This is a genomic window from Nocardia sp. NPDC005746 (assembly GCF_040630785.1).
In the GTDB taxonomy this organism is placed as follows: Bacteria; Actinomycetota; Actinomycetes; order Mycobacteriales; family Mycobacteriaceae; genus Nocardia.
This window is the reverse complement of the sequence record NZ_JBEXYE010000017.1, coordinates 117,790-143,403: the sequence shown is the minus strand read 5'-3', so window position 1 is coordinate 143,403 and position 25,614 is coordinate 117,790. Positions and strand designations below refer to the sequence as shown.

At 66.4% G+C, this 25,614-nt stretch carries 24 protein-coding genes, 6 tRNA genes and 1 pseudogene; 10 read left to right on the top strand and 21 right to left on the bottom strand.

Annotated features, from left to right (window positions below):
* Nucleotides 1–77: 77 nt before the first annotated feature.
* From ABZ412_RS27715 to ABZ412_RS27695, 5 genes are all read right to left on the bottom strand, one after another.
* A complete protein-coding gene (locus ABZ412_RS27715) occupies nt 78–1,580 on the bottom strand; it encodes an aldehyde dehydrogenase family protein (RefSeq protein ID WP_357285593.1) in 1,503 nt (500 codons plus the stop codon).
* Nucleotides 1,567–3,066, bottom strand: a complete 1,500-nt coding sequence (locus ABZ412_RS27710) for a cytosine permease (RefSeq protein WP_357285590.1) — start codon at nt 3,064–3,066, stop codon at nt 1,567–1,569. The genes ABZ412_RS27715 and ABZ412_RS27710 overlap by 14 nt, the downstream gene beginning before the upstream one ends.
* A 67-nt stretch (nt 3,067–3,133) precedes the next feature.
* On the bottom strand, nt 3,134–3,526 hold the full coding sequence (locus ABZ412_RS27705) for a hypothetical protein (RefSeq protein ID WP_357285587.1): 393 nt from the start codon (nt 3,524–3,526) through the stop codon (nt 3,134–3,136).
* Between the two features lie 10 nt (nt 3,527–3,536).
* Nucleotides 3,537–5,177, bottom strand: a complete 1,641-nt coding sequence (locus tag ABZ412_RS27700) for a GMC family oxidoreductase (RefSeq protein WP_357285584.1) — start codon at nt 5,175–5,177, stop codon at nt 3,537–3,539.
* A 172-nt stretch (nt 5,178–5,349) separates the two neighbouring features.
* On the bottom strand, nt 5,350–6,270 hold the full coding sequence (locus ABZ412_RS27695; RefSeq protein ID WP_357285581.1) for a LysR substrate-binding domain-containing protein: 921 nt from the start codon (nt 6,268–6,270) through the stop codon (nt 5,350–5,352).
* 103 nt (nt 6,271–6,373) lie between these two features.
* On the opposite strand from ABZ412_RS27695, the gene ABZ412_RS27690 reads away from it, so the two are divergent.
* Entirely contained in the window at nt 6,374–7,318 is a 945-nt protein-coding gene (locus tag ABZ412_RS27690) for a DMT family transporter (RefSeq protein ID WP_357285579.1), read from the top strand.
* Nucleotides 7,319–7,622: 304 nt separating this feature from the next.
* On the opposite strand, the gene ABZ412_RS27685 is transcribed toward ABZ412_RS27690, so the two are convergent.
* The 4 genes from ABZ412_RS27685 to ABZ412_RS27670 all read right to left on the bottom strand — a co-directional run bounded on the left by ABZ412_RS27685 (nt 7,623) and on the right by ABZ412_RS27670 (nt 10,014).
* On the bottom strand, nt 7,623–7,802 hold the full coding sequence (locus tag ABZ412_RS27685) for a hypothetical protein (RefSeq protein ID WP_357285576.1): 180 nt from the start codon (nt 7,800–7,802) through the stop codon (nt 7,623–7,625).
* A gap of 451 nt (nt 7,803–8,253) precedes the next feature.
* Nucleotides 8,254–8,937, bottom strand: coding sequence for an alpha/beta hydrolase (locus tag ABZ412_RS27680; protein WP_357285573.1), 684 nt, complete (start codon nt 8,935–8,937; stop codon nt 8,254–8,256).
* Nucleotides 8,938–9,204: 267 nt separating this feature from the next.
* A complete protein-coding gene (locus tag ABZ412_RS27675) occupies nt 9,205–9,624 on the bottom strand; it encodes an SRPBCC family protein (RefSeq protein WP_357285570.1) in 420 nt (139 codons plus the stop codon).
* 54 nt (nt 9,625–9,678) lie between these two features.
* Nucleotides 9,679–10,014 carry a VOC family protein gene (locus ABZ412_RS27670; RefSeq protein WP_357285568.1) on the bottom strand — a complete coding sequence of 112 codons (336 nt, stop codon included), beginning with the start codon at nt 10,012–10,014 and terminating at the stop codon, nt 9,679–9,681.
* Nucleotides 10,015–10,156: 142 nt separating this feature from the next.
* Between ABZ412_RS27670 and ABZ412_RS27665 the strand changes: the two genes are divergently transcribed.
* The 3 genes from ABZ412_RS27665 to ABZ412_RS27655 all read left to right on the top strand — a co-directional run bounded on the left by ABZ412_RS27665 (nt 10,157) and on the right by ABZ412_RS27655 (nt 12,077).
* On the top strand, nt 10,157–10,732 hold the full coding sequence (locus tag ABZ412_RS27665; RefSeq protein ID WP_357285565.1) for a CGNR zinc finger domain-containing protein: 576 nt from the start codon (nt 10,157–10,159) through the stop codon (nt 10,730–10,732).
* Nucleotides 10,733–10,892: 160 nt separating this feature from the next.
* The gene (locus ABZ412_RS27660) at nt 10,893–11,678 is read left to right on the top strand and encodes a CPBP family intramembrane glutamic endopeptidase (RefSeq protein WP_357285562.1); all 786 of its coding nucleotides are present in this window, start codon (nt 10,893–10,895) and stop codon (nt 11,676–11,678) included.
* Nucleotides 11,679–11,924: 246 nt separating this feature from the next.
* The gene (locus tag ABZ412_RS27655; protein WP_357285559.1) at nt 11,925–12,077 is read left to right on the top strand and encodes a hypothetical protein; all 153 of its coding nucleotides are present in this window, start codon (nt 11,925–11,927) and stop codon (nt 12,075–12,077) included.
* 54 nt (nt 12,078–12,131) lie between these two features.
* Here the strand turns inward: ABZ412_RS27655 and ABZ412_RS27650 are convergent, their stop codons facing one another.
* On the bottom strand, nt 12,132–13,400 hold the full coding sequence (locus ABZ412_RS27650; RefSeq protein ID WP_357285557.1) for an MFS transporter: 1,269 nt from the start codon (nt 13,398–13,400) through the stop codon (nt 12,132–12,134).
* 142 nt (nt 13,401–13,542) lie between these two features.
* Nucleotides 13,543–14,967: an amidase family protein gene (locus ABZ412_RS27645; RefSeq protein WP_357285554.1), complete on the bottom strand. Its 1,425-nt coding sequence runs from the start codon at nt 14,965–14,967 to the stop codon at nt 13,543–13,545.
* Between the two features lie 327 nt (nt 14,968–15,294).
* Here ABZ412_RS27645 and ABZ412_RS27640 point away from each other — a divergent pair, with 327 nt between their 5' ends.
* The gene (locus tag ABZ412_RS27640) at nt 15,295–16,131 is read left to right on the top strand and encodes a LuxR C-terminal-related transcriptional regulator (RefSeq protein WP_357285551.1); all 837 of its coding nucleotides are present in this window, start codon (nt 15,295–15,297) and stop codon (nt 16,129–16,131) included.
* A 493-nt stretch (nt 16,132–16,624) separates the two neighbouring features.
* On the opposite strand, the gene ABZ412_RS27635 is transcribed toward ABZ412_RS27640, so the two are convergent.
* On the bottom strand, nt 16,625–17,041 hold the full coding sequence (locus tag ABZ412_RS27635; protein WP_357285548.1) for a hypothetical protein: 417 nt from the start codon (nt 17,039–17,041) through the stop codon (nt 16,625–16,627).
* A 491-nt stretch (nt 17,042–17,532) separates the two neighbouring features.
* Between ABZ412_RS27635 and ABZ412_RS27630 the strand changes: the two genes are divergently transcribed.
* The gene (locus tag ABZ412_RS27630) at nt 17,533–18,069 is read left to right on the top strand and encodes a hypothetical protein (protein ID WP_357285546.1); all 537 of its coding nucleotides are present in this window, start codon (nt 17,533–17,535) and stop codon (nt 18,067–18,069) included.
* Nucleotides 18,070–18,122: 53 nt separating this feature from the next.
* On the opposite strand, the gene ABZ412_RS27625 is transcribed toward ABZ412_RS27630, so the two are convergent.
* The 4 genes from ABZ412_RS27625 to ABZ412_RS27610 form a co-directional block, all read right to left on the bottom strand.
* Nucleotides 18,123–18,197, bottom strand: a tRNA-Val gene (locus ABZ412_RS27625).
* Nucleotides 18,198–18,214: 17 nt separating this feature from the next.
* Nucleotides 18,215–18,287, bottom strand: a tRNA-Gly gene (locus ABZ412_RS27620).
* A gap of 116 nt (nt 18,288–18,403) precedes the next feature.
* Nucleotides 18,404–19,276, bottom strand: a complete 873-nt coding sequence (locus tag ABZ412_RS27615) for a DMT family transporter (RefSeq protein ID WP_357285543.1) — start codon at nt 19,274–19,276, stop codon at nt 18,404–18,406.
* A 114-nt stretch (nt 19,277–19,390) separates the two neighbouring features.
* Nucleotides 19,391–19,879: a MarR family transcriptional regulator gene (locus tag ABZ412_RS27610; protein ID WP_357285540.1), complete on the bottom strand. Its 489-nt coding sequence runs from the start codon at nt 19,877–19,879 to the stop codon at nt 19,391–19,393.
* Between the two features lie 122 nt (nt 19,880–20,001).
* Here ABZ412_RS27610 and ABZ412_RS27605 point away from each other — a divergent pair, with 122 nt between their 5' ends.
* The gene (locus ABZ412_RS27605) at nt 20,002–20,502 is read left to right on the top strand and encodes a DUF1772 domain-containing protein (protein WP_357285538.1); all 501 of its coding nucleotides are present in this window, start codon (nt 20,002–20,004) and stop codon (nt 20,500–20,502) included.
* Here the strand turns inward: ABZ412_RS27605 and ABZ412_RS27600 are convergent.
* Nucleotides 20,475–21,158, bottom strand: coding sequence for a CPBP family intramembrane glutamic endopeptidase (locus ABZ412_RS27600; RefSeq protein ID WP_357285535.1), 684 nt, complete (start codon nt 21,156–21,158; stop codon nt 20,475–20,477). The genes ABZ412_RS27605 and ABZ412_RS27600 overlap by 28 nt on opposite strands.
* 147 nt (nt 21,159–21,305) lie before the next feature.
* Here ABZ412_RS27600 and ABZ412_RS27595 point away from each other — a divergent pair, with 147 nt between their 5' ends.
* Both ABZ412_RS27595 and ABZ412_RS27590 read left to right on the top strand, forming a co-directional pair.
* Entirely contained in the window at nt 21,306–23,051 is a 1,746-nt protein-coding gene (locus ABZ412_RS27595) for an amidohydrolase family protein (RefSeq protein WP_357285533.1), read from the top strand.
* A 163-nt stretch (nt 23,052–23,214) separates the two neighbouring features.
* Nucleotides 23,215–24,438: a C45 family autoproteolytic acyltransferase/hydolase gene (locus ABZ412_RS27590; RefSeq protein ID WP_357285529.1), complete on the top strand. Its 1,224-nt coding sequence runs from the start codon at nt 23,215–23,217 to the stop codon at nt 24,436–24,438.
* Nucleotides 24,439–24,490: 52 nt separating this feature from the next.
* On the opposite strand, the gene ABZ412_RS27585 is transcribed toward ABZ412_RS27590, so the two are convergent.
* The 3 genes from ABZ412_RS27585 to ABZ412_RS27575 all read right to left on the bottom strand — a co-directional run bounded on the left by ABZ412_RS27585 (nt 24,491) and on the right by ABZ412_RS27575 (nt 24,758).
* A tRNA-Val gene (locus tag ABZ412_RS27585) sits at nt 24,491–24,565 on the bottom strand.
* Nucleotides 24,566–24,591: 26 nt separating this feature from the next.
* Nucleotides 24,592–24,662 (bottom strand) — tRNA-Cys (locus ABZ412_RS27580).
* 23 nt (nt 24,663–24,685) lie between these two features.
* Nucleotides 24,686–24,758 (bottom strand) — tRNA-Gly (locus tag ABZ412_RS27575).
* 373 nt (nt 24,759–25,131) lie between these two features.
* On the opposite strand from ABZ412_RS27575, the gene ABZ412_RS27570 reads away from it, so the two are divergent.
* Nucleotides 25,132–25,203, top strand: a tRNA-Val gene (locus tag ABZ412_RS27570).
* Nucleotides 25,204–25,288: 85 nt separating this feature from the next.
* On the opposite strand, the pseudogene ABZ412_RS27565 reads toward ABZ412_RS27570, so the two are convergent.
* A pseudogene (locus ABZ412_RS27565) lies at nt 25,289–25,375 on the bottom strand (hypothetical protein); the annotation flags it as partial.
* Between the last annotated feature and the right edge of the window lie 239 nt (nt 25,376–25,614).

Sequence of the window (25,614 nt, the reverse complement as noted above, 5' to 3'; positions counted from 1 at the left end):
TTCACATGATCCATGTTTGGGCGGCGCTGCGTCGCGCCGGCCGGCGATGCAGTGACTTCCCACCTCGTATCCAGGGCTCATGCGCTGTGGTTGATCATGACGTGTTTGGTCCGGGAGAAGTCGTCGAGCGCGTAGAGCGAGAGGTCGCGGCCGTAGCCTGATCCCTTGAACCCGCCCCATGGCACCTCGCATGCGAACACGAGGTGAGAGTTGACCCAGACAGTGCCGAAGTCGAGCCGCTTGGGCACGCTCAGAGAGAGGCCCGCATCCCGCGTCCATACCGACGCCGAGAGGCCATACGGTGTCTCGTTGGCCCTCGCAACCGCCTCGTCGGTCGTGCTGAACGATTCGACTGTGACGACGGGGCCGAAGATTTCCTGCTGGGTGATCGGCGCCCCGGCCGGCACCGCGCTGAACACAGTCGGTTCGATGAAGTAGCCGGGGCCGTCCAGCACCGCGCCGCCGATCGCCGCGTGCAGGCCGGCCGCCGTCGCCTCGGCCAACGACTTCCGTACGCGCTCGAAGTGTGGGCGGGAAACCATAGGGCCGATTTCGACGTCGTCCCCGGCAGCCGGCGCGCCGACTACAAGGCTGCCGACTTCCCGAACCAGGAGTTGGGTGAACTCTTCCGCCACCGATTCGTGCACCAGTACCCGGCAGGCTGCGCCGCAGTCCTGGCCCGCATTGAAGAATCCGGCGTTGCGCACTCCGGCCGCGGCCGCACCGAGGTCGGCGTCGGCGAAGACGACGACGGGTGCCTTGCCGCCGAGTTCGAGGTGGACGCGTTTGACCGAACGTGAGGCGGTTTCTGCGACTGCCCGGCCACTGAGAACGCTTCCCGTCACCGCGACAAGTGCGATGTCGGGGTGTTCGGCCAGGCGCTGTCCTACTGTCCCGCCAAGGCCGGTCACGATATTGACAGTTCCGTCGGGGATGTGCCCGGCGATGAGCTCGGCCAGTTTCAGTACCGACAGCGGCGTCTGTTCGGCGGGCTTGAGTACCACGCTGTTTCCGGCGGCAAGAATGGCGCCGATCTTCCAGGCGGCCATCAGCAGCGGATAGTTCCAGGGCGTGATCACCCCGACCACTCCCACCGGTTCGCGGAGAATGACCGAGGTGTGTCCCCGTGCATAGTCTCCACCGGCCAGGGAAGTCATCGTCCGCCCCGCCCCCGCCATGAACCGGAACGTGTCCATGGTGTTGGAGACATCGTCCTCGGCGATGCTGCGGGGTTTGCCGGTATTCGCGGACTCGAGCACTGCGAGTGCTTCGCGGTTGGCTTCTACGATGTCCGCGATCCGGGAGAGCACCTCGGATCGTTCCCGCGGTGTGGTGCAGCCCCACGATCTTTGAGCCTCGACGGCCGCCTCCACGGCCGAATCGACATCTTCGATGGTTCCTGCCGGGACGGATCCGAGGATCTCTTCCGTGGTCGGATCGAGGACGTCGATGACGTCCGTGGACGAGCCCTGGACAAACGATCCGCCGATGAAGTGGCCTGTGGGCGGCACGTCAGCGACCGGGATCTGATCCGGAGATGGGCGCCGAACGGTGAATCGCCCAATTTCAGTTGATGCCATGATTATTCGCCTGTACTTTCTGCGCCCGGCCCGGCGCCTGTAGATAGGTTCTTCGTTTCGGCCGCGTCGCCGAGGCGTCAAGTGCGGCGGAACGATTCCTGCGGCGGGCAAGAGCTGTGGCTGTGAAGTAGTAGAGCGGTGAAACGACAGCCAATCCGACGATGAGCGAGATATCCGTGTTGCCGAGCATTTTGGCGATCGGTCCGATGAAGGCGGTTCCGATGATCATGAACGGGAGTTGTACAGCGACACCGATGAGGTAGCAGCCGACCGCAGGCCAGTTGACCCGGCCGTAGCGACCGCCGTCGCGCTTGTAGAAATCCTCGACGACGTAGTCCCCATGCCGGACCAGGTAGTAGTCCACCAGATTCACGGCGGTCCACGGCGCCAGCGAACCCAGCAGCAGAACCAGGAAGTTCTTGTAAGTTGCGACGAAGTCGCTGCCCCCGGTGAGCGCGACACTCGCGGCCAGCGCGCACAGTCCGGTGGCGACCAGAGCACGTTCGCGCCCGCGTGGATTGAAGCGCGGAAAGATCGTCTGCGCAATCGTGATCGTGCACAGCGTGCCGCAGTACAGGTTCATCGCGTTCGTAGCGGCGACTCCGACGCTGAAGACCACAACCACCACGACGCTGATCCCTGCGGTAGCCTCGGTCAGGGCGACAACCGGGTCGGTGTGGGGGAGCAGCAATCCGATGCCTGCCCCGAGGACCATCGGCAGGATCGAGCCGATACTGGTGCCCCAGTAGCTCATCCAGAATGCCGGCCTCGAGCCCGTCTTTGCCGGCAGGTAGCGCGAATAATCGGAAACGTATGGGGCATAGGCGATCTGCCACACCGCACACGCCCCGAAGGTGCTCATGAAGCCGGCCGGCGTCGCAGTGCCCGTGCTGAAGAAGTGAGCGGGCACCGAGTGGACGACGAACGCCCAGACGAACGCCATCAGCAGAACCAGCCCCGACGCCCACGTCATGATGCGCGCGTAGGCGTGGATCAGGGTGTAACCCCAGATGGCCGCGCAGACGCTGATCGCCGCGAGCACCACGGTGCCGGCCCTACCGCTCAGGAAGGGTATCGCCGACGCGAGAGACTGCCCGCCGAAGACAAGAATCGAGATGAAGAACCCCATGTACATGCAGACGACGACGCCGACGATGAGAATCGATCCCAGCGAACCGAATTGGCCCTTGGTCTGCACCATCTGTGGAACACCCAGCCTGGGCCCCTGAGCAGAGTGCAGCGCCATGAAGATCGCACCGAAGAGGTTTCCTGCGATGATCGCCAGCGCGGCCGACCAGGCGGGCTGCCCGAAGCGGGTCGTCGACAACGCCCCGGTGACGATCGCCAGGATCATGATGTTGGTTCCGAACCAGATTGTGAACATGTCCCGGTTGCGCCCGTGGCGCTGATCGGCTGGGATCGGCTGGATGGTGGCCGATTCGATGGTGGAGACGGATTCCTCACGACCGCTGTGATTTTCACTCACTGGTGTTGCCTTTCGCAGGACCCCGGGGCAGGTTCGGGGAGTGCGGTTTCGGCCGCGACAGGTTCGATCAGCGGATGACGAAGCCGCGCTCGACAACGTCGGCGAGAAGATCGGCGTAGGAATCCATGTCGTCACGGGCCGGACGCGGTGCCGCGGCATAGGGCATGGCGGCCTTTACGGCGGGACTGAGGAAGTACGCGCCCGCCGTCAGCACCGTCAGCGCCTCGAACTGCTCGGGCCTGTGCACGGCGAGCTCATCGAGAGCGGCTTCGGGGTCCTTGTCAGTACCCGATGCGACGGCGGCGGCGAACGCCTCTGCGATATCGGGCCGGTAGCCGAGAACCTGGTCGAGCAACGCGCCGGGTACTCCGGCGGCGCTCGCCGAGGGCATGGAGCCGGACGCGGGAATCAGTGTGTCGGCGAGAAGTGCGAAGGTGCGTCGCTGGTCGGAATCGAACATCATGCTGTCCTTAGAACGCGGTCGGGATGCTGTGGCGGGTGTCGGCGAGGTGCCGCATCGAGCGCAGCGCAATCGCCATGATGGTCGCGGTCGGGTTCACGCCCGTGGATGTGACGAAGACGCTGCCGTCGATGACGAACAAATTGGGTACGTCGTGTGCCCGACCCCACTGATCGACGACGGAGGCGGCGGGGTCGGTGCCCATGGTGGCCGTGCCGAGCAGATGCCAGGCGCTGTGGCGCACCACTGGGATCGGGTGGACTTCGACAGCCCCGGCGGCCTGATGCGCCTCGATCGCCCGCTCCACGTTGAATTCGAGCATTCGCTCACAGTTCTCACCGATGGTGTAGCGGATTTTCGCGGCCGGGATCCCGTCGGAGTCCGTGACATCCGCGGCGAGCATGACCGCGTTGTGCTCGTCGGGCAGGTCTTCGGTGGTGATCCCCCATTCGGTGTAGCGCCCGAACGTGCGCTCGAGGCGGCTGTGGAAGGCGGGCCCGAAACTCCCACGCCAGTCCTGGCCCCGCTCCCACAGGACGTGGGCGAGCGGGCCACCGGTCGGCATCAGGTTCCACTTCGCTCCCCGCACGAAACCACGGCCGGTGTCGGTCTCGTAGAACTGCATCGACTGCAGCGCCTGTCCTGCCGGGCCGAGCCAGGTTTCGAGGTCTTCGTCATAGGCACCGAATACCGAGGCGTACGGGTGCGTCATCAGACGCTTGCCCACCAGCCCGGAGGAGTTGGCGAGGCCGTCGGGGAAAAGCGACGAGGTCGAGTTCAGCAGCAGGCGCGGTGTGCCGACACCGTTCGCGGCCATCACGGTAACCCGCGCCGCCAGGTGTCGCAGGTTCCCGTCGCGGTCGACGTACTCGGCGCCGGTGACAAGTCCGCGGTCGTTCACGGTGAGCCGGCTGACCCGGGCACCGGTGATCAGCACCGCACCCAGCGCGATCGCGTCACGCCAGTGTGTGAGGTCGGTGCTGGCCTTGGCTCCGGTTGGACATCCGGATTCACACGCGCCGTAGCGCAGGCAGGCCGGGCGGTTCTTGAAGTCGCGCGACGCGATGGCATTCGGTGCCGGCCACCAGTGCCAGCCCAGCTTGTCCATCCCTTTGGCCGCGACCAGCCCGTACTTGCCGATCGGCAGCGGTGGCAGCGGAAAGGTGTGCGGATCCGGATAGGCGGGGTCGCCTTCCAGCCCGGACGCGCCGATATGGTGGGTGACCTCGTCGTAGAACGGTCGCAGATCCTCATAGGTGAACGGCCAGTCCTCGGCCACGCCGTCGAGTGTCTTGACCCGGAAGTCCGACGGCATCGCACGAACCCAGTGCCCGGAGAACAGGATCGTGCTACCGCCGACCCCGTTGAACATCAGCGGTTCGACCGGGCTCTCGGTGGCATCGACCGGATAGTCGGCCGGGTTCTGACGCACATTCGGGCTGGAGTTCCACTGCTTCAGACGGGTGAGCGCCCACGACGGTTTGTCGCCGGTGAAGTCGTCGGGCAGGTTCCATTCTCCCTGCTCCAGACACACGACCTCGAGGCCTCTGCCGGCCAACTCGAGTGCCGCCACCCCGCCGGATGCTCCGGCGCCCACGATGAGGACGTCGGCTCCTTCGGCGGTGTCGTAGTCGATGTGCCGTGTGTTCATGTTCCTCGGCTGTGCTCCTGGTCAGCCCAAGAGCAATGATGCATAGGTCACACCTCGCCCGCCAGCATCGATCCACAACAAATCGGCGAACCTGTGTTGTGCAAACGCACAAGGGGATGAAATGCGCACGTAACGCGACGTCGAGGCGGCAGATCACCAGAGCGCAACGTCACTATCGAACCTGCCTTGACGACTGATGTCGAGACGATGGTGGTTGCTGCGCCGACCTGGTTCGAGAACGTGCTGTGTCCACCATGTGGGCGACAGCCGGATGCCATGGCCGATCGGAGGGGCCGCAAAGGTACAGGGACCGTTCGAGATTGTGTTTGATCGGAATCAAGACCAGGTCGTCGCCTTCCATGCCCGCAGCGGACTCGGGTACCACGGTCACGCCGATTCCTACCCTGACCATGGAGAACAAGGTGCTCAGCTGGCGCACCCGATGCGTGGGTCGGAATTCGGAACGGGCACGGCGGTGCAACTCCCGGATGTGCGGCTCGCAGCCGCCCGTCGACAGCAGCAGCGGATCGTCGGTGAGGTCGGCGATGTCGACGACGGCCTCGGCGGCCAGCGGATGATCCCTTCTCATGGCCGCGCAGAATGTCTCTCGCGCCAGCAGTACCGCTCGCGTCGGTGCTTCGGACGGGTCGACGAGCACCGCCGCATCCGCGGTCGCATCACCGATCCACCCAGCCACTTCGGCGTCTTCACCTTCCAGCACAACAACTCTCACTCGGGGCAGTTCGACCTCCCAGGCGTTGAGGAGATCGGGAAGCAAGGCGTGACAAGCGGTCGGCGGCGCCGCGAGTGTGATCGAACCGGAAGGGACGCCAGTCCGGCCTCGCAGCACGTCCTGGGCGGCTGTGGCGGCCGCCACCGCGACCCGGGCGTGCTCGAGAATGCCCTGGCCCAGGGCGGTGGGGGTGATAGGGAACTCCCGCGTCACCACAGGCTGTCCGCTGAGGCGCTCGAGCGCTGCGATGGTGTGCGATACGGCGGACTGGCTGACGCCTAGTTCGGCTGCGGCCGCGCCGAATCCGCCGGCGTCCACGACCGCAACCAAGGTTTTGAGGTGTGTGAGTGAGATGTCCATGAATCTTCCTCATGATTCGACCAGTTCATGTCATTGGACTCATCTATAGCTCACCGGCAGACTGAAACGCGGCCGAAAGACTCGCGTGAAGGGGGCCCCTGCGATGACCCTGGTCGAAGCCAGAGCGAGAACGAGGGCAAGTTGGGTGCCGAAGTTTGTTGTGCTGTCGGCGATTTGGGGTGCCAGCTTCGCTCTCATCAAGCTCGCTGTCGATGCGGGTGTCGCCTCGGTGTGGGTCGCGTTGTGGCGGTGTGCCTTCGGCGTGCTCGCGCTGACCGTCGTGTGTGCGGTGCGTCGGGAGGCGCTACCGCGCACACGGTCGATTTGGGGCCATGCTGCTGTGGTCGCCTTGCTGGTCAACGCGATTCCCTTCACCCTGTTCGCGCTGGCCGAGCAACACATCAGCTCGGTGCTGGCCGGCCTGATCAACGCGACGACCCCGATCATGACGATGGGCTTCACCATCCTGCTGGTCCCCGGCGAGCCATTGACCCGACGTCGGGTCGAAGGTGTCCTGATCGGGTTTGCAGGCGTGGCTTGCCTGCTCGGAGTCTGGCGGGGCATGGACGCTGACACAGTGGGCGGCATTGTCGTATGTCTGGGCGCCACCCTCTGCTACGGCGCTGGATTCGCCTATACCCACAGATTCCTTACCAAGCCGGGGAGTTCGCCAGCGGTCCTATCGCTGACCCAGTTGCTCGCTGCCACACTGGAATTAACCCTGTTTGCCATGCTGGCCGGTCACGTCCCGACCGCGCCGGGGTGGCCTGGCGCTGTCGGTCTGATCGTGCTGGGCGTGTTCGGCACGGGCTACGCGTTTGTGCTCAACATGCAGGTGATCGCCTCCGCCGGGGCGGCGGTCGCCTCGACGATCACCTACGTCGTCCCGATCTGGTCCACCGTTCTGGGTGCAGTGCTGCTGTCGGAAGCTGTCCGCTGGAATGTTGTTATCGGCGGCATCGCGGTCGTCACTGGCATTGTCGTGACACGCTCCCGGCCTGCCCTGAGTGAACCCGATAGCGGGGAAGATGTATCAGCATTTCGGTGAAAGGTCGCCGCTGGTCGCGGACGCGGAGGATAACGCGATCGGGGACGAGCTGCCTGGCCCGATCGAGGCGAACCCCGACCTTGCACCGGAACCGAATCCGCTCGATGAGATCGGCGGGCAAGCAGGCGTTCGCCGGCCGGGTCGGCGCGTCGGCGTTCCGTACGGCTGGGCAGGTCCGGCTGCTCGCCGAGCGCATGACCGAAGTGGGATGGCGGGTCGATGTTCCGAGCCCACCATGACCGCAACCGCCGCCGCTGCACGGATTCGGTCCGTTATCCCGGGCCGTGCGGAACCGCCCTTCGGCTCAGCAGGACTGTTTGCCGATGGCCGTGTCGAGCAGGCCGGCGAACTCGTCGATGCCGTTGTCCCATTCCCGGGGCATACGAGGGACAGCGATGCGCACGTCCGCGCCGGCGTCGGTGAGCGAGCTCCCGGCAGCGCGGGCGTTGGCGAACATTTCGCGCTGAGCAGGCGGGGTGCTCACGTCTGGTTCTCCTCATTCTCCGGCGGTTATGCGGCGGAACGGGTTTGGGTTTCGAAGTCGCAGACGTAGGCGGCGCTCAAGTCGGCCTGGCGGCGGGCTTTTGGCGGCCGCGCCGGACGAGGGCGGTCTGACAGATCCGCAGGCACAGCACGCTCTTTTCCATCAGTTCACCTCCCCTGACAACGGCCGCGTTTCTGGCGACCGGACTGGGCAACGTGATCATTCGCCGCGGCAACCTGCGCTCGATCCGAAGAGCGGCGCTGACGACAACAGTGCACTTGTCCACGACACCCCGAATCGGATCGTCGCAGTGAACTATCCGGTCGGGGCTGCCCGGAAATAGGGGTAGTGACTGGTGAGGTCGCCTATTCAACCGCCGCGGGTTCATGTCGACCGAAACGGCACTTCTGATGGGAGTAGAAGTCGGGCGAGTCGGTTGAACCTCGGCGGCTCAACTCTCGGTCTTGAACTCACCAACGATACGTGCCAGCGATGCCGGGTCCTGCAGCATCGGCAGGTGACCTGTCGACAGTTCGCTACGGAACTCCGCGCCGAGCTCGGTGGCGTGCCTGCGTTGATCGGCCGCGGGGATAACCCGGTCCGACGAGGTCACGACATACCCGCGGCGCGCCGGAAACGTTCGCGCGGACACGCCGTCCCGATAGAGGTGTTGCGATTCCGGCTCGAACTGCGAGACGATGCGCGAGGTGTCAGCCTCGCCGAGGCCCGCGCACACCCCGGAGCGGATCGCGTTCTCGGGAGGCTTGGTTCCCGCGAACCGCATGATCAGACCCATGACGAGCTTCTGCGGCGTTGGCATGGCACCGAGGAACGACTTCCCGATGCCGGGCATCGACGCCGCGACGCCGAGGATGCCGTCGAGCCGCTCTGGCGCGATGGCCGCGATCTCACTGGCCACGACCCCGCCGATCGAGTGGGCCACGATCGTGAATACGCGGCCGGGTGTCTGTTCCAAAACCGCGTCGGCGTAGTCCCGCAGGGTCGCGTCCGCGCGCCGCGGGTAGGTCGCGACGACCGATTCGACGTGCAGCGAATTTCGAACATCGTCCCAGATCCAGGCTGGAAGTCCTGCGCCGCTGAGGAACAGTATCGGCGTTGTCCGCGAGGCGGTCATAGTTGCTCCTGTATTGGGCTGTCGGTGCGTTGTTGCTGATGCTCTTCGAGTCGGAGGCCCGCTTCCGGGTCGGGCCCCAGGAGCTGCCGCCGGCTTCCCGGCCCAGCTTCGGTGCCAACGTGAAAACTGGCCGCGAGTAAGCGAGTACAGCTGGTCGCCGGACCGGGCAAGGCCGGCCTGCCGTCGATCGGTAGGGCACCCTCGTCCGGCAATACCGCTGGCCGCAGTCCCCGGGGAAGGACCGCGGCCAGCGGTGACACGGCTGACCTAGCTGAGGTGCTCGCTGGCGGATTCCACGGTCTGTTTGAAGATGCTCAGGCCGCGGTCCATGACGGCGCCCATCACGAGGGTGAGGTCGTCGGGTTTTGTGTCGTGGATCCATATGAACCGGCTGCGGCCGTCCCCGTGCGGGAGGACTTGCATCGACGCGTTGTCGTGTGTCGGTTGCATGGTGTCGCCGATGATCGAGAAGACGAGCCGGCGCCGCTCGTTGTCGAGCGCGATGAGCCGCTCGCGCGCCACGGTCCCGTCGGCGAGCGTGACGACCCTGACGTCGGGTTCGTCGAGCCGGCTCTCGGTGACGAAGCCGGGCGCCATCCGGAGGGGCCCGTCGGTGAAGTCACCGATGATCGCCCACACGGCCGCGGGGTCGGCATCGATGATGATCTCTTTCTGCACGGAGGCCATATCTGTCTCTTCTCTAGCGGTGGGATACCGGGATCACGAAGTTGGCGGGTGCGTCTATGCGGCGACGACGCAGAACTGGTTGCCCTCGGGGTCGGCCAGCACGACCCACCCGTCGAAACGTCCCACTTCGGTCGCGCCGAGGGCCCGAATCCGGTCGACATCGCCCGTCAGGTCGTCGGTGAACAGGTCCAGGTGCAGGCGATTCTTGCCCTCCCGGCCTTCGGGCACGGCCTGCAGGGACAGGCCGGCGCCGGTCTTGTTCGAGTCCTCGAGGTAGGTGGTGCCTCCATCCGAGGATGCGACCTGGTACCCCGTGACCGCCTGCCAGAAGGCGGTGCTGCCTTCCAGATTGTTCGTGTCGATACAGATGTTGCCAATGCTGACGCTCACCAACGAGCCCCTCTCATCTAACTGACGTATCGGTTACGCCAGTTAGGTAACCTACCATGGCCACTAGCCGGGTAGGGTGCGAGAGGTGAAGAATGAGCGGACTGCCGATCTTGTGCCGGACCTCGCAACCGGGACGGCGCCGATGCCGCTGCGCACGATCGAGAAGTTCATCAACACCCGCCGCCGCGACAGCGACGAGATCGCAACCCCGCCACAGCTCGCGAAGTGGTTGCACGACCACGGCCTGGCACCGGTCGACACTGTGGTGAACGCCGAGCAGCGCGACCGCGCCGAACGGATCCGCGAGGGACTACGCGCGCTGATCGCGGAGAACAACACCGAGCCGGTCTCGAGCCCACGCCCTGACGGCCTCAACCCGGCCGCTCGTGCCGAATTCGCCGAACTCACCCGCGACTTCCCGCTGATGCTCGATGTGACCGTTTCCCCGCCGCAACTGGTCCCCTGCGCCCGGACGCCGGTCGAGGCGGCGCTGGCCAGGCTCCTCGCCATCGTGGCCGAGGCTGTGGCCGAAGGCACGTGGACGCGGCTGAAGGCCTGCCGGGAGCCGAGCTGCCGATGGGCCTATTACGACCACTCGCGCAATCGCCGCCGGACCTGGTGTTCCATGGACATCTGCGGCAACCGTGCCAAAGCTCGCGCCTCACACCACCGCAAGTCCACCACGCCCTCGACCGCGAGCCAGCCCACCAATCGATAGGTCCGCGCAGTCGGCCTGGCGATCTCACACCGCCATCCAGGGCAGGCGTGGAGTGGTGTCGTGCAGCTGCTCTCGCCAGTTCGCTCGAGCACATCAGCGACGTCGTGCGAGTCCTGTACCAGCGCATGGATATCGACCGCTGCCGCACTATGGTCGGAGCGTGATCGATGAACGCAGACCGCAACTGTTCCTGACATTGGTTGCGCTGTCCTCCATCCCGTTCTTCGTGTTGGGCGCAGTCACCGGCGAAATACAGCTGGGCACAATGCGGCTACCCGCGAGCGCAGCCATGTTCATGATTCCCGTTGCCGTCGCCGTGGCACTGACCTGGCGGTATTCCGGTGCTGCGGCGGTGCCTGGGCTGCTGCGGCGGGCCGTGGACCGTCCCGCTGCCGCGCTGCGTTGGTACGTGCTTGCTGTGTTGCTGCCGGTGGCGCTGGCGGTGGTATCCGCGGCGGCCGTGTGCTGGACGGGGCAGGCCGGATGGCGGCTGCCGCTATCCCCGGCCGCCGCACCAGGGCTGGTGCTGGTTTTCCTGATCGCAGCGACCTGCGAGGAACTGGGTTGGACCGGATATGCGATCGAGCCGTTACAGCAGCGCTTCGGCATGTTGCCGGCCGCGCTCGGTCTGGGCGTCTATTGGGCGCTCTGGCATCTGATTCCGTTGGTCGAGGCGGGACATCCGGTGGGTTGGATCGCCGGATGGTTCCTCGGTGCGGTCGCCATTCGGGTGCTGATCGTGTGGCTGCACGATCGCACAGGGCATGGAGTGAGTGCGGCGATCCTGATGCACGTCTCGTTCAATGTCACCGCTGCCTACACCCCAGGGCTGGACCGGCCGATCAGCGTGATCACCACCGGCGTCCTCACGGCCGCGCTCACCGCCGGTCTGATGTGGGGCAGCACATCTCGGACTCCGCGGGCAATCGACGCGTTGACGCACTGAACCGCTCCCCGCTCCCACGGGCGTGACCGGCGCATATCGGCCCGTGAGGGCCAGTGACGAGAAAGTCACGCTTAGCGCCCGCAGACGAGGCTGTGGGCTCGAAATACATTGCCAGGAAACATGTTCGATGCTGGTAGCCGCCATCGGCGGCCCAACTTCGCAAAAGTCACGCTAAGGAGTTAACGCAGACAACGACACATTATCTGCGCCGAAGGTCTGGAAATGGGCCACGGAAGGGTGCGTCGAATGATCTTCGAGGTGCGGGTTCTGGTGCGCGAGCGGCCCTTCCGGCGTGGACGACTGGTGCTGGAAGCCACGACCGCAGGGCATGCGGGATGGCGCGCGGACTCGGCGGTAGGTGCGCCGTCGCTGCGGCCGGTCCGCAGCCAGGCAGGATGAAAAGGAATTGAGGCGGTTGTTCGAGTCATGGAATGCGCGGCTCACCCCCGCGCCCTACCGCGAAGTGTTGTTTCGACGGCCCGAGTACGCGGCGGCCGGGACGACCGCCAGTGCGAGGATGCCACCGGCGAGTGCCAGGGTGGGATAGCTGGTGGCGGTGACCATGAGTCCGGAGCCCATGCCGCCGGTGGCTCCGGCGATGGCGATGGATACGTCCACCGCGCCTTGGGTTTTCGCCCGAGTGGCCAGCGTGACAGTGTCGGTGATGATCGCGGTGCCCGCGACGAGTCCGAGGTTCCAGCCCAGCCCGAGCAGGGCCAGCGCCAGCGCGAGCAGGGCGACCGAGTCGCCGGGTGCGAGGCGGGCGAGTACTCCCGCGGCGAGCAGCGTCACGCCGGACGCGGCGGCGACAGGCAGTCGGCCGAAGCGGTCGACGAGCCATCCGGTCAATGGGGAGGGGAGGTACATGGCGCCGACGTGGATGGCGATCACTGCGCCGGCGGCGGCGGTGTCGTGGCCGTGCGCGAGCATGTGGACCGGTGTCATGGTCATGATCGCCACCATCACCAGTTGCGTCAGCGCCATCACGAATCCACCGGCGGCAATCGCCTTGCTGGAGCCGTCAGCGGACGAGATCTGCGTGGTGCTCGGCGCGGCGGTGGAGTCCGCCGCGCTGATCTGCCGCGCCAACAGCAGCGGGTCCGGGCGCAGCCACATCGCCAGCACCAGCGCGGCCAAGCCGTAGGCCAGCGCGGCTAGCAGGAAAGGCCCTGCCAGATAGGGAATTCCCACGGCTCGGGCGAGCGTGCCTGTCGGGGCGGCGAGGTTGGGGCCGACGACACCACCGAGGGTGGTGGCCACCAGCACGGTCGATACGGCACGGCCGCGGTGGGAGACGGTGGCCAGATCGGCTCCGGCGTAACGGGCTTGCAAGTTGGTGGCGGTGCCCGCGCCGTAGACGAACAACGCGACGAACAGCATCACCGGGTTGTCCGCGACGGCGGCGGCGATGACACCGAGGCTGCCGATCGCGCCGGTGAAGTAGCCCGCGGCCAGGCCAGGGCGGCGGCCGCGGGACTGGGACAGCCGGCCCACGGCGACGGCGGCGAGCGCGGAGCCGGCGGTGAACAGGGCGCTGGGTAGGCCGGCCAGGCTGGTGGAGCCGAGCATGTCCTGGGCCAGCAGTGCGCCGACGGTGATCCCGGCGGCCAGTCCGGCGCCGCTGAGGATCTGCGCGGACACCAGCACGGTCAGGACACGGCGTTGGGCGCGGACAGCATCGGGGAGGTGAGGGATGGCGATGGCGTCGGCACTGTGTGTCACAAGAGGTCTTTCCTGGAGATGTGAGCTGGCGCAGGAGGGGCATCGCGGCGGGAATTCTTCCCGGTTGGATTTTGGTTGTTTGCCGGTGTGGAATCCGCTCGTCGGTCCTCCCTGCCCAGCCCCAGCAGCGTGAACAGCGCTGTCAGTGCGCGTAAATCGCCGGGCGGTGCTGATGCCAGGGGAACCACCGTTCGAGGTCGGCGGCCAGGCTCAGCAGGGTGGCCTCGTCGCCGTAGGGGCCGACGAATTGGACGCCGATCGGCCAGCCCTCGGCCGATCGTGCCAGGGGCAAGGAGATCGCTGGATTACCGGTGGCGTTGAACAGGGCGGTGAAGGGCGCGAAGTCGAAGATCTTGCGGTACCAGTCATGCGCGGTCAAGCTCGCGTCGTCGGCATCGAGGTGACCGAGAGGGAGATTCGGGCTGGCCGTAGTCGGAGTGAGGTAGACGTCGTAGTCGGTGAGTAGTCGGGCGACCTCACGGCGCGCGAGGTTGAAGGTCTCCTCGACGACGTACAAGTCCGCCGCGGACCTGGTGGCGCCGTAGGCGACGCAGGCGCGGGTGCTGGCTTCAAGGTGTTCGGTGCCAGGGTCGATGCCCAGTGCCTTGGCGGCGGTGGTGACGGTGTGTGCGAGAAAGCTGCACCAGGCATCGAGATTGGCGTGATGGAACGCCTCGGCGTCGATGCGCGGAGTGGCTTCCTCGACGTGATGGCCTATCGAAGCCAACTGTTCGGCGACGCTGTGGACGGCGTCGGCGCAGGCGGGATCGGCCTGGGAGAGATCGCCTGCGACGGCGATGCGCAACGCGCGCGTCGGGTGGGAGATCAGTGCGCTGTAGCTCGTCGGCTCGGCGGGAAACAGATATTTGTCGCCAGGTTCACTGCCGTGTATCGCGTCGAGCAACGCGGCGCAGTCCCGGACGGTACGGGTGACTGCGAACTCCGCGCCCATGCCGAGCAGAGGATCAGCGTAGTCCGGAGCGGCGGAGACGCGGCCACGGCTCGGTTTGAGTCCGACCAGCCCACACGCCGCGGCCGGGATGCGGATGGAGCCGCCGCCATCGTTGGCATGGGCCAGCGGTAGCGCTCCGGCTGCGACCAACGCCGCGGCGCCGCCGCTGGATCCGCCCGCCGTGCGGGTGGGGTCCCACGGGTTGCGCGTCGGTGCGCCGTAGGCGAGAGCTTCAGTCGTGGCGTTGAACCCGAGCTCGGGGGAGGTGGTCACCGCCATCATCGCCAGCCCAGCTCGGCGCAAGCGGGCCATCAACGCCGTGTCGTCGGCGTACATCACGCCAGGGCCGAACAACCGGCTGCCGTTGCGCTGCGGTACTCCGGCCGCATGAATGATCAGGTCCTTGAACGCGGAGGGCACCCCCGCGAACGGGCCGGACGCATCGTAGGCCAGGGGGCGCTCGAACACCTCGCCCGCGACCGCACCGAGAACAGGGTCGACCTGCGCGATCGCGGCCGCAGCCGCGGCCTGCACGTCCGCGGCGCTGACCTCGCCCTGGTTGATCAGCTGGGCCAGCTCTGTGGCGTCCCGGCCGGCGTAATCGGCGACATCCATCGAAACCTCCAAGTTCGTCATAGTGGTGCGGGAGAACCTAGGCCGAGGCGGGCAGCGTGACGTCCGCCGATCGACGGACGTCGCGAAACGGCGACTGTGCATCGTCATTGAGCGACCGGCAGATCGGGGGTGCTGTAACCGGGCCATACTGTGGCGGTGGTTGTTGCACCCGGTCGAGATCTAGAACCCGCTGCCGCCGTCCGAGTGCGAGCCGCTATCAGGGCGGCCACGCCGGACCGATCGGGCCTGGGGCGGGTGCTATTCGAGCTTTCGCGAGTCGTCGCCTATCAGCACGCCGCATTGTCGCGGTGGGATCCAGGCGCCCGGGTGCACATCACAGCGGCCAGCGTCGGATACCCCCGGGAGGCGCTCGAGGTTACCAACAACTGCCTGCACACCCATCCCCTGTTCACCCGGCTCCGGCACGACCAGATACCGATGCGATTGTGCGATGTGCCGGCGCAGGTACGGCACGGTGCGATCTTCGACCGGGTAATCGTCCCCCTCGGCTACCGGGAGGGCCTGACCCAGCCCTTGTTCGCCGCCGACGGCCGCTATCTCGGCATGCTGAACATGAGCACCACCACGCACGGACCTTTTCCGACAACGTCGGTGACAGCACTCGCGTTGATGGCAGATGTGGTCGGCGCCGCCATAGATCCTTGCCGAGGCATCGCAGCGTCGGCTGATCAGGAGGAATCGGTAGTGATCGTCACCGCGAGCGGAACCGTACATCCGGTGACGGAGCCTGCCGCAGCGCACCTGTTCGTACCTGGCAGCGCCGGCATCGAACTCGCGTGGGCGGTCGCCGCCTCCGGTCGACCCTGCGACCATCTGCTGCTCGACGGCGATGTCGTATACCGGACGCGGATGCAGGCGGCGCGATCAGGCGGGACCCTGGTCGCCTACCGGCGCGTCGATCCACCTCGCGGCCTCACCCCTCGGGAGCTCGGCGTGCTCGCGCTACTTCCACAAGGCGGTTCCAACGCCACCCTCGCCGCCCACCTGCGGGTCAAACCCTCCACCATCGCCACTCACATCGAGCGCATCCTGCGAAAACTCCACGTGCCCAACCGCACCGCCGCCGCTGCCACCGCGGCGCGCTGGGGACTGACCGTGAACTACCGCGACAGCGGGCTCATCTACTCGGGGTTGTCGATGTAGTCGAGGACTTCGGTGCGTCTAAACCCCGACGAGGCCAAGGCGCATTGCAACGCATGCGAACTCGCGATGGCGTGCACATCGATCTGCGGGAGTTCCCGGTTTAACGGCTGATCTGACCGGAGAGCCTTGGTGAGGCTGCCGATTTGGGCGCTGGGGCAGCGCTGGCGTCATGCTGGCGCTGTCGGCTTCGAGCCAGCCAGATGTTCTCTGGCCCATCCTTCCCGGCCAGCAACAGGTCCATCCACCTCGGTGTCCACCCTGCCGATGTGCGCGCTGCGATCGAGCGAGCGCGGACCGCTGGCTGGTCCCCGGAACTTTCGCCAACACTGTTTCGCCTAGACCACCCGGACCGCCGGTAACCAGGCAGGCCAGGCGCCACTCGAGTTGCCGGGACGCTACGAACCAAACAGAGGACTTGGGAGAGAACTAGGCAGGAGCACTGGACCGAGCGATCAGCGGCGTGACCGGACGTTCCTGTCCGCCGTCGTGGCTGTCAGCTGAGGCCATTCATGTCAGCATCAGTGGTATTCGGCCGCCTGTCCTCGACGTGTACGACGTGTAGCTCGGTGCCGTCCCGATGGCGCTTGGTACGACCGCACAGTCCGACGGCCAGCTGCGAAGGATCGTGGGGCTCATCGGGACCGACGTAGGTGAGGACATTGTTGTGGTGCCCAGTGACGACCCATCCCTCCACATCCTTGGGGTTGATCACGCCGAAATCTCCTGCTGCCGATCCGGCACGAGCCGGGCCGAACTCCGCCAGGATCGTGGTGGCTTGCTCGGCGAGGTCCCCATCCGGGGCGGTGAGCACGACACAGGTGCCGTGCTCGAAAAGCACCCACGACTTGCGGGGGTCGGCGAGCAGCTGCCGCCAGACGTCGGTAAGTAGTGCTGCGTTCATGGTGGTCATTCTTGCGCAGACCACTGACTTGTCCGGTTTCTGTTGCGGTACACGCTCGTTCGATGTTCTGGCTACACGCTGGAGGGGAGCAGCCGGAAGAGTGCATCAATCGCCCGCCATTCGGCTAGTTAGACACTTGCTGTCAGGATCAGGTCCCGGCCAGGATTTGATCCAGGTGCCCGGTGGGATGCTCCCAATATTCGGCTGCCCACCGTCTGGTTTGGTGTGGCTCCCTAATGGCTTGCTTCCCACCGGGTGCCGTGCAGGGAGTGGCTGAAGAGGGGCCTGCCCCAAGCTCGAACTAGCGGTGCCCTCCCGCACGGACACCACTTGGTTCGTTGACGCGGGAAGACACGGCGATGACCGTCATCATCGGAATGGAGGACTACTCGTGACCGCATTGGAAAATGTATGGGCGGTAATCCGATCCCGCCATCCTGATGTGCCCGAGGTCGTCCTGACCGTGGGAGCAGGTTCGACCGGCGGCAGCAACCTCACCCTTGGCCACTTCGCACCTCAGCGATGATTACGAACTCCATGAACTGTTCGTCGGCGGGGAAGGGCTCCAGCGTGGCGGTGTCGATGTGTTCGGCATGCTGCTGCATGAGGCCACGCACGGTGTCGCGGTGACGCGAGCGATCAAGGACACCAGCCGCCAGGGCCGTTGGCACAACGAGCGGTACCGCGCCCTTGGCGAGGAACTCGGGCTGGCGCTGGCGCATCACCCGAAATTCGGATCGTCGGTCACGAGCGTGCCGGACTTGACCCAGCAGCAGTACAGCGAGGTGCTGGATGAACTGGCCTTGGCGCTCGTGGCCTACCGCCGGCGGGAACCGAATCGGCGCGGCGGCCGTACGTCTAGCAACAACGGCCTGTCCGCAGCGTGCACGTGTGGCCGCAAGATTCGGGTATCCCGAACGACTCTCGCTGCTGGACCGATCTACTGCGGTACCTGTGGGGGTGAGTTCGTGACTGAGGGCGAACCTGAGGGTCTGAACTCAGTTCAGATTGAGTTCACAGACCTCAGTTCACGTTGAGTTCACGACAGCAGAAAGGCCCGGCGGAAACCGGGCCTGATCTGGTCAAACGTTGGTGCGCGATACTGGGATTGAACCAGTGACCTCTTCCGTGTCAGGGAAGCGCTCTCCCGCTGAGCTAATCGCGCGGGTAAATCCCCCTTTGAGCGGATGACGAGATTCGAACTCGCGACCCTCACCTTGGCAAGGTGATGCGCTACCAGCTGCGCTACATCCGCGTGCTCACCCGGCCTTGTGGGCCGATCGGCTTGCGGGACAGAACATTAGCCTATGGGTGGGTGGGTAATGCAAATCGCCAGGAAAACGGGCGATTTCGGGCATGTCGCGGTGCCGGTCAGCCGGTCTCGGGCAACGGGCCGGCCGGGGGTGCGGCCTGGGCGCGGGAAAGGCGCACCGCCGCAACACACATGACGACCACCGAGAGGGCGACGAAGGCGGTGCCCACCGGACCGGACCGCAGCCGCTCGTCGAGGACGGTCATGCCGAGGAAGGCCGCGCCGAGCGGCTCGGCGACGGTGAACGCGGGCAGCGAGGCCGACAGCGGACCCACCTGATAGCCACGCTGTTGCAGATACAGGCCCAGCAGGCCGCAGGCGGCCAGGACGTACAGCTCCCAGCTGGTGAGGGCGGTCCCGATGCTGATCGTGAACAACTGGGTGACGTTGTCGGTGAGGGCGGCCGAGACACCGAAGAGCAGACCGGCCGCCGTGCCCAGCAGCAGGGCTTGCAGGGTTGGCACGCGCACGGTGGTAGCCACCACGATGCTGACCGCGATGACACCGGCCGCCAGTCCCAGCGGCAGCGCCCAGCGATGCCACGGCGCCTCGGTGACCCCCTCGGTCGGTTCGCCGATCACCAGGAAGCACGCCAGCGCGATCGACAACGCCGCCGCCTGCAACCACATCACTGTGGTCACCCGCCGCCCGCTGTAGTGCGCGGCCAGCGGCAGCGCGAACACCAGGGCCGTCACCAGAATCGGCTGCACCACCAGCACCGAACCCAAGGCCAGCGCCGCCACCTGGAACGCGAATCCGCCCGCGTCGCCGATTACCCCGGCCACCCACCGCGGATTGCGAATCAGCTTGGCCAGCAACGCATCTCCCTCGGGGATGTCCGCCGCCGCCCGTTGCTGCGCCACCGCGGACACGGCGAACAACACCGCGCCGATGAATGCGCACACCACCGCTGCCACAGGTAGGTTTCCCACCTGATCAAGTCTGCCCGACAAGGTCGTCCCGGTCGGTTGGCGGGGCCGTCGAACATGGCCCGAATTCGGCGGTCGAACGACCGGGCGCTGCGGCCCGGCGCCCGTGGACTCTGGTCAGTCGATCTCGTCGGCCCAGGCTTGGAGCCCGGCCAGAAACCCCCGCCGCTGCGTCGCGGTCAGCCGCCCCATCGCCCGCAGCAGCGCATCCGACCGCCGGTTGATGAAGGTTGCCACGTCGTCGCGGCGATCGTCGGGCAGCGACAGCAAGGTGCGGCGATTGTCGGCGGGGTCGTTGTGCCGGCGTAACCACCCGGCTCGGTTCAGCTCCCCGGCGAGTTGACTCGCATTCGTCAGGCTGATGCCGAGCCGGCGGGCCAGATCGCTGACGCTGAGACTCCCCGCCGCCAGCACCTGCGCGAGCACCGCGCCGTGCCGATTGCCGAGCCCGCCCGCGTCGAAGGATTCGCGCAACGCGGTGGGCATATCGCCGTGGGCGCGCCGGAAATGCGTGGCGATCAGGGGTGCGAGCGCCTCCAGTTGCCGCTGGTGTTCCGCACTCACCGGTGCGCCCGCGGCGTCCGCCGCTCGCTGTGGCCGAGGCACGAACCCCTCCGATCGATGTCGTACTGCGGTCTTGACAGATCCAGGATACAGGTTCGAAGATCTGAACTGTTCGGAAAAGTGAACTAATAGAGGAGACGGCGCTCTCCGTGAAAGGCTCACCCATGCGCACTCGACTGCTCACCGCGGCCGCCCTGCTCACCACCGGATATCTGTGCGGTGCCTTCGGATACGGATTGATCAATGTCGCGCAAGCGTTCAAGACGGTGCCGCTGGACGTGCGGTTCACCTTCCACACCGCGCTGATGAAGGTCAACGGCCCCGTCATGCAATCGGCGATGGGCTTGGCCGCCCTCACCTCACTGCTGCTGGCGATCTACAGCGGGGGAGTCGTGCGCCGTTCGGCCGCAACGGCTTTCGGACTCGTGCTCACGTCCTTCGTCATCACCCGATTCGGCAATGTCCCGATCAACGGCAAGATCAAGCAGTGGGCCGTCGGCCCCCGCCCCGACGACTACGCCCGGATCCTGCACCGCTGGGAGCTGTTCCACATCGCTCGCACCGGCACGGCGCTGCTGGCCTTCCTCATCATCATCGCCATCGCGGTCTTCGCCCGGCCCGCTCCGGCGGACCGGGATCAGACAGTTCTGCCCGCCCCCAACTGAATTCGCGCGGCGGGGGCGGCGCCGTGGTAGAAATGCCGCCCCAGCCCCACCGTGAACACCAGAATTCCGTACGCGGCGTGCTCCACCGACGCCGTGAACAGCGACCGCGTCCGCATATACCGCGCCGCGAACAACCACCCGCCCACACTGCTGGCCGCCACCGAGAACCAGCTCCCGAACACGATGTGCACGTACCCGAACGCCGCCGCGCTCGCCGCCACCATCGCCCGGCCCTCCCCGAACACCGGCGCGTACCGGTGGAACAGGAACGACCGGAAGATCAGCTCCTGTGGGTACACGCTCAACGCCGGATACAACACGATGACCGCCAGCCAGATCAACGGATTGCGCCGCGGCAGATCGAACAGATCTTCCCGCCCCAGCAACACCGTCGCCGCGGTCAACGCGACCGCGTTCGCCCCCGCGCCGACCGCCATCGACCGTGCCTGCTCCGGGAATGCCTCGGCTCGCCACAGGGATTGACGGTCGAACCCCTTCGACCGTCGCAGATACACGGTCACCCCGGTCCCCAGCACCAGCAACGCCGGAATCGGTGGCTTCCCGCGCAACACCGCGTTGTAGACGGTCGTCCCGCCGAAGAACAACGCCGCGTACTCGGCCGCCAGATAAACCCGCCGCCACCGCCGAATCCTCATGGGCACCACCATAATTTCCGGCTTGTGAACCCGCAGCGGAGCAAATTTCGCCATAGGTCGTAGCGAATTTCGCCGAATCGGAGGTCGCTGACGCCGTGTCTAGTTAATCTGTGCGGCGTTAGTGAACCTGGAAGGCTAGGACCTCGCGTGAGCTACTCACTCATCATCGAGAACGGCACCATCGTCGACGGGACCGGCGCCGAGCCGTACACCGGCGATATCGCCGTCGAGAACGGGCGCATCGCCGCCATCACCCCACCGGGCCGGCTCGCGGACACCGAGGCGGAGAACCGGATCGACGCGAAGGGACTGCTGGTCACCCCCGGCTTCGTCGACATTCACACCCACTACGACGGCCAGATCACCTGGGATCCCCAGCTGACCCCGAGCTGCTGGCACGGTGTGACCACCGTGGTGATGGGCAACTGCGGGGTCGGGTTCGCGCCGGTCACGCCCGAGAAGCGGGAGTGGCTGATCGGCCTCATGGAAGGCGTCGAGGACATCCCCGGCGCCGCCCTCTCGGCCGGAATCCGCTGGGACTGGCAATCTTTCCCGCAGTATCTGGACGCGATCGACCGACTGCCACTGGCCGTCGACGTCGGCACCCAGGTCCCGCACGGCGCGGTGCGCGCATACGTGATGGGGGAGCGCGGCGCGAAGAACGAGGACGCCTCACCCGAGGACATCGCCATGATGGCCAAACTCGTGCGCGAGGGCATCGAGGCGGGCGCCCTGGGCTTCTCGACTTCCCGCACCATCGTGCACCGGGCCATCGACGGTGAGCCGGTTCCGGGTACCTTCGCCGCCGAGGAGGAGCTGTTCGCCATCGGCCATGCCCTGGCGGACGCGGGCGCGGGCGTCTTCGAACTGGCCCCGGCCGGCATCATGGGCGAGGACCTCGCCGCGCCCGACCGTGAACTCGCCTGGATGGTCCGCCTGGCCGAACAGACCGGCCGCACCGTGAGTTACGGCCTGCTGCAACACGATGGCGCGCCCGACGACTGGAAGCGGCTGCTGGACACCGCCGGTGCGGCCTTCGAGGCCGGGATCCCGATCCGCCCGCAGGTCTCGGCCCGGCCGCTGGGCCTGCTGATCGGCCTGCAGACCTTCAACCCGTTCTCGTTCCGGCCCAGCTACCAGGCCGCGGTCGAACGCGCGGGGCACAGTCTCGACGCCCTGGTCGCCGAACTCCGCGATCCGGCCCTGCGTCGGACGATCCTCACCGAGGCCGACCTCCCCGACAACCCGATGGCCTTCATCAGCATGGGCTTGGACCGCACCTTCACCCTGGGCGATCCCCCGGACTACGAGCCGGATCCGGCGGCCGGCCTCGCCACCGACGCGGCCCGTGCGGGCATCGAACCGTTCGAGTACATCTACGACCAGCTGCTGACCCGCGACGGCACGGCGCTGTTCTACCGTCCGCTGCTCAACTATTCGGGCTTCACCCACGACCCGATCCGCGAGATGCTCATGCACCCGGCCAGCGCGGTCGGCCTCGGCGACGGCGGCGCGCACGTCGGCGCCATCTGCGATGCCTCCAACACCACCTACCTGCTGACCCACTGGGCGCGCGATCGTTCCCGGGGCGAGCGGATTCCCCTGCCGCTGGCGATCCGCAAGATGACCCTCGATACCGCCCAGATGTACGGGCTCGATGACCGCGGCGTCGTGGCGGTCGGCAAGAAGGCCGACTTCAACGTCATCGACTTCGAGGCCCTGCGCCTGCTGCCGCCCACCATGGCCCATGATCTGCCCGGCGGGGCGCGCCGCTTGCTGCAGCGGGCCGAGGGCTATCGCGCCACGATCGTCTCCGGTGAGGTCGTGCTGCGCGATGGCGAGGACACCGGGGCTCGTCCAGGAGCCCTGATCCGCTCCCAACGCGGTAACTGACACCGCAGGCCCCGTGCGTGCAGGCCAGGCCGGGCAGAGTCTGGCCTGCGGCGATCGCGGTGCGCAACAACCGAACCAGGTGGCCGGCGCTCCGATAGGGACCTTCGCGGCAACCGGTTGCGATACGTTTGCTGGATTGGACTCGGCAACCGGGAGGTTCGGGATGATCTCTGAGGATTCGTATCTGCTCGCCCCGGTCGAGGGCGATTTCATGTCGGTGCGGGCGGTGACGGTTCGTGGTGGCGACGAGGAGATCGGCGCCGATCTGGCCCGGCTCGGCCGCTCGGATTTCGCCGCCCGGATCGCGCCGTATACCGATCCGGTCTACGCGCAGGCCCGGCGCGTCTACCTGGAACGGAATCATCCGGCGCTGGCGGCGCGGGCCCGCGGCGTGGCGTCGGTGTTCGGAGTGCCGGCCGACGGCGACGAATTCGACACCACCGCGGTCGGATACGACGTCCCGGGCGGTCCGGCGTGCTCGGCTGTGTGGTTCCCGCCGTCGGTCACCACCACCGGGCGGCCGCTGTTCGGCCGCAATATGGACTGGTTCACCCTGCCGCTGAGCGCCACCACCGGCATGGCGTCGGGTCCGGACGAGCATCCGTCCTGCTCCCGGGCCGTGCTGATCACCACTGTCGGCGAATCCGGCCGCGCGGTGGCCCAATTGGGCTGTCATGACCTGATCAGCCCGGGATTCGACGGCGTCAACGACGCGGGCCTGATCATGGCGCTGCTGGTCGATCACACCGCGCCCGGCAATCCGGGCACCAGCGGCGCGGGCTTCCTCGACCACGGCCTGTCGTCGATGCAGCTGGTCGGCTACGTGCTCGAGACCGCGACCACCGTCGCGGAGGCCAAGCGCGCACTGCTGACCCAGCACATCTTCGTGCCGGTCGCCGAAAGCCAGCACTGGCTCATCGCCGACGCCCACGGCGCGGCCGCGGTCTTCGAGATCGACCGCACCTCACGCCAATACCGTTTCACCGACGCCCCCGGCGACGCGCCGTTCATCATCACCAACCACGCTCTGCACACCTATCCGGGCGTCGACACCTTCCCGCAGGTGGATCCGGGACGTGAGCACGACTCCTTCGTCCGCTACCGCATGCTGTCCGACGCGATCGCCGCGCACGACGGGCCGTGGAGCCCCGACGATGTCGACGCCCTGCTCGATGTCGTGCTGTGCGCCTTCGTCGACAACGCGGCCGCGGGCGTCACCGGTGGGCTGCCCGAGCGCACGCTGTGGAACTACGTGGCCGACCCGGTCGACCGCAGCTACCGGTTCCGGTTCCACCAGCGCGATCTGGGCCCCGAACCGGGCACCAACCACATGCGGGTGCAGCGCACCGACCACCTCGACTGGAGTCTGGACAAGGCGCTGGCCTGACCCGGAAATGCAGAAAGGCCCGGCGTGAGCCGGGCCTGATCTGTATGAAACATGGTGCGCGATACTGGGATTGAACCAGTGACCTCTTCCGTGTCAGGGAAGCGCTCTCCCGCTGAGCTAATCGCGCGGGTCTTTATGCTCTTCAAAAAGAAGAGGCGGCGACGGGAATCGAACCCGTGTGCACGGCTTTGCAGGCCGTTGCCTCACCACTCGGCCACACCGCCAAGCAGGCCGTGTTGGCCCCTCGAGCGGATGACGGGATTCGAACCCGCGACCCTCACCTTGGCAAGGTGATGCGCTACCAGCTGCGCTACATCCGCATTTCGTCCCGGGCGCCTCTCGGCTGTCCCGCTGACGAGGTAGAACATTAGCCGACGATCTGCGCAGGTAACAAATCGCCTGGTAGATGGGGGTAAATACGAACTACAGGCATGTGGTTTCGCCGGTCGGCCCACGAACTCGGCGACCGGACGGACACGGATCACCCTTATCCCACCCCGTCTCGGCGACGCCCTCATGTCGCCCCGGCAACACCCCGGTGAAACCTCACCCGCCCCACCGCCCCCGATAACCTCAGTTTTACGCCGTTGTGCACGCGATTTGGTGTGATGCCAGCCGGGTGTGTAATCTTCATTCTCGTTCGAGCGGCACCGCAAACGCCGCTCCGGACAGTCGCCTCGGCGACAAGACCCCGGTTCTATAGCTCAGCGGGAGAGCACTCGCTTCACACGCGAGGGGTCGCTGGTTCGATCCCAGCTAGAACCACAACAAAAGAGCAGGTCAGCACCCTAAAAGGTGCTGACCTGCTTTTTTCGTGCAAGATATCAACCCTCGAAACGGGGTCCGTGCTGTCGTGGGTGACGACCTCGCCGTCCTTGGTGATCGCGATATCCATCTCGAGGGTCGAAACCCCGAGCTCGAGTACCCGCGTGAACGCCGGGAAGGAACACAGTCATCACACTGCCGAGCCGGTGTCCCACATTCGGATCGATTGTGTGCGAAGGGTTCTGCGGCTGAATAGGTGTTCCGTGGTGGCCAAGGTCAATCGGAGTAGAGGCCTACGCGCTCGCGCCCGCTGACCCGGACGTCAACGAGAACGATGACCTGGCCCACCGACCGTCGAACCGGGTGATAGCCGTGCACGCGGGTGGCACACGTCGGTAGGGTGTGACCGTT

What these genes read in the sequence shown, in the direction of transcription:
- ABZ412_RS27690 (WP_357285579.1), top strand. Translation starts at nt 6,374, where the DNA reads ATGACCCTGGTCGAAGCCAGAGCGAGAACGAGGGCAAGTTGGGTGCCG.
- ABZ412_RS27700 (WP_357285584.1), bottom strand. Translation starts at nt 5,177, where the DNA reads ATGAACACACGGCACATCGACTACGACACCGCCGAAGGAGCCGACGTC.
- ABZ412_RS27590 (WP_357285529.1), top strand. Translation starts at nt 23,215, where the DNA reads ATGATCTCTGAGGATTCGTATCTGCTCGCCCCGGTCGAGGGCGATTTC.
- ABZ412_RS27675 (WP_357285570.1), bottom strand. Translation starts at nt 9,624, where the DNA reads ATGGCCTCCGTGCAGAAAGAGATCATCATCGATGCCGACCCCGCGGCC.
- ABZ412_RS27645 (WP_357285554.1), bottom strand. Translation starts at nt 14,967, where the DNA reads ATGGATGTCGCCGATTACGCCGGCCGGGACGCCACAGAGCTGGCCCAG.
- ABZ412_RS27695 (WP_357285581.1), bottom strand. Translation starts at nt 6,270, where the DNA reads ATGGACATCTCACTCACACACCTCAAAACCTTGGTTGCGGTCGTGGAC.
- ABZ412_RS27680 (WP_357285573.1), bottom strand. Translation starts at nt 8,937, where the DNA reads ATGACCGCCTCGCGGACAACGCCGATACTGTTCCTCAGCGGCGCAGGA.
- ABZ412_RS27705 (WP_357285587.1), bottom strand. Translation starts at nt 3,526, where the DNA reads ATGTTCGATTCCGACCAGCGACGCACCTTCGCACTTCTCGCCGACACA.
- ABZ412_RS27635 (WP_357285548.1), bottom strand. Translation starts at nt 17,041, where the DNA reads ATGACCACCATGAACGCAGCACTACTTACCGACGTCTGGCGGCAGCTG.
- ABZ412_RS27655 (WP_357285559.1), top strand. Translation starts at nt 11,925, where the DNA reads ATGATCTTCGAGGTGCGGGTTCTGGTGCGCGAGCGGCCCTTCCGGCGT.
- ABZ412_RS27665 (WP_357285565.1), top strand. Translation starts at nt 10,157, where the DNA reads ATGCCGCTGCGCACGATCGAGAAGTTCATCAACACCCGCCGCCGCGAC.
- ABZ412_RS27715 (WP_357285593.1), bottom strand. Translation starts at nt 1,580, where the DNA reads ATGGCATCAACTGAAATTGGGCGATTCACCGTTCGGCGCCCATCTCCG.
- ABZ412_RS27600 (WP_357285535.1), bottom strand. Translation starts at nt 21,158, where the DNA reads ATGAGGATTCGGCGGTGGCGGCGGGTTTATCTGGCGGCCGAGTACGCG.
- ABZ412_RS27605 (WP_357285538.1), top strand. Translation starts at nt 20,002, where the DNA reads ATGCGCACTCGACTGCTCACCGCGGCCGCCCTGCTCACCACCGGATAT.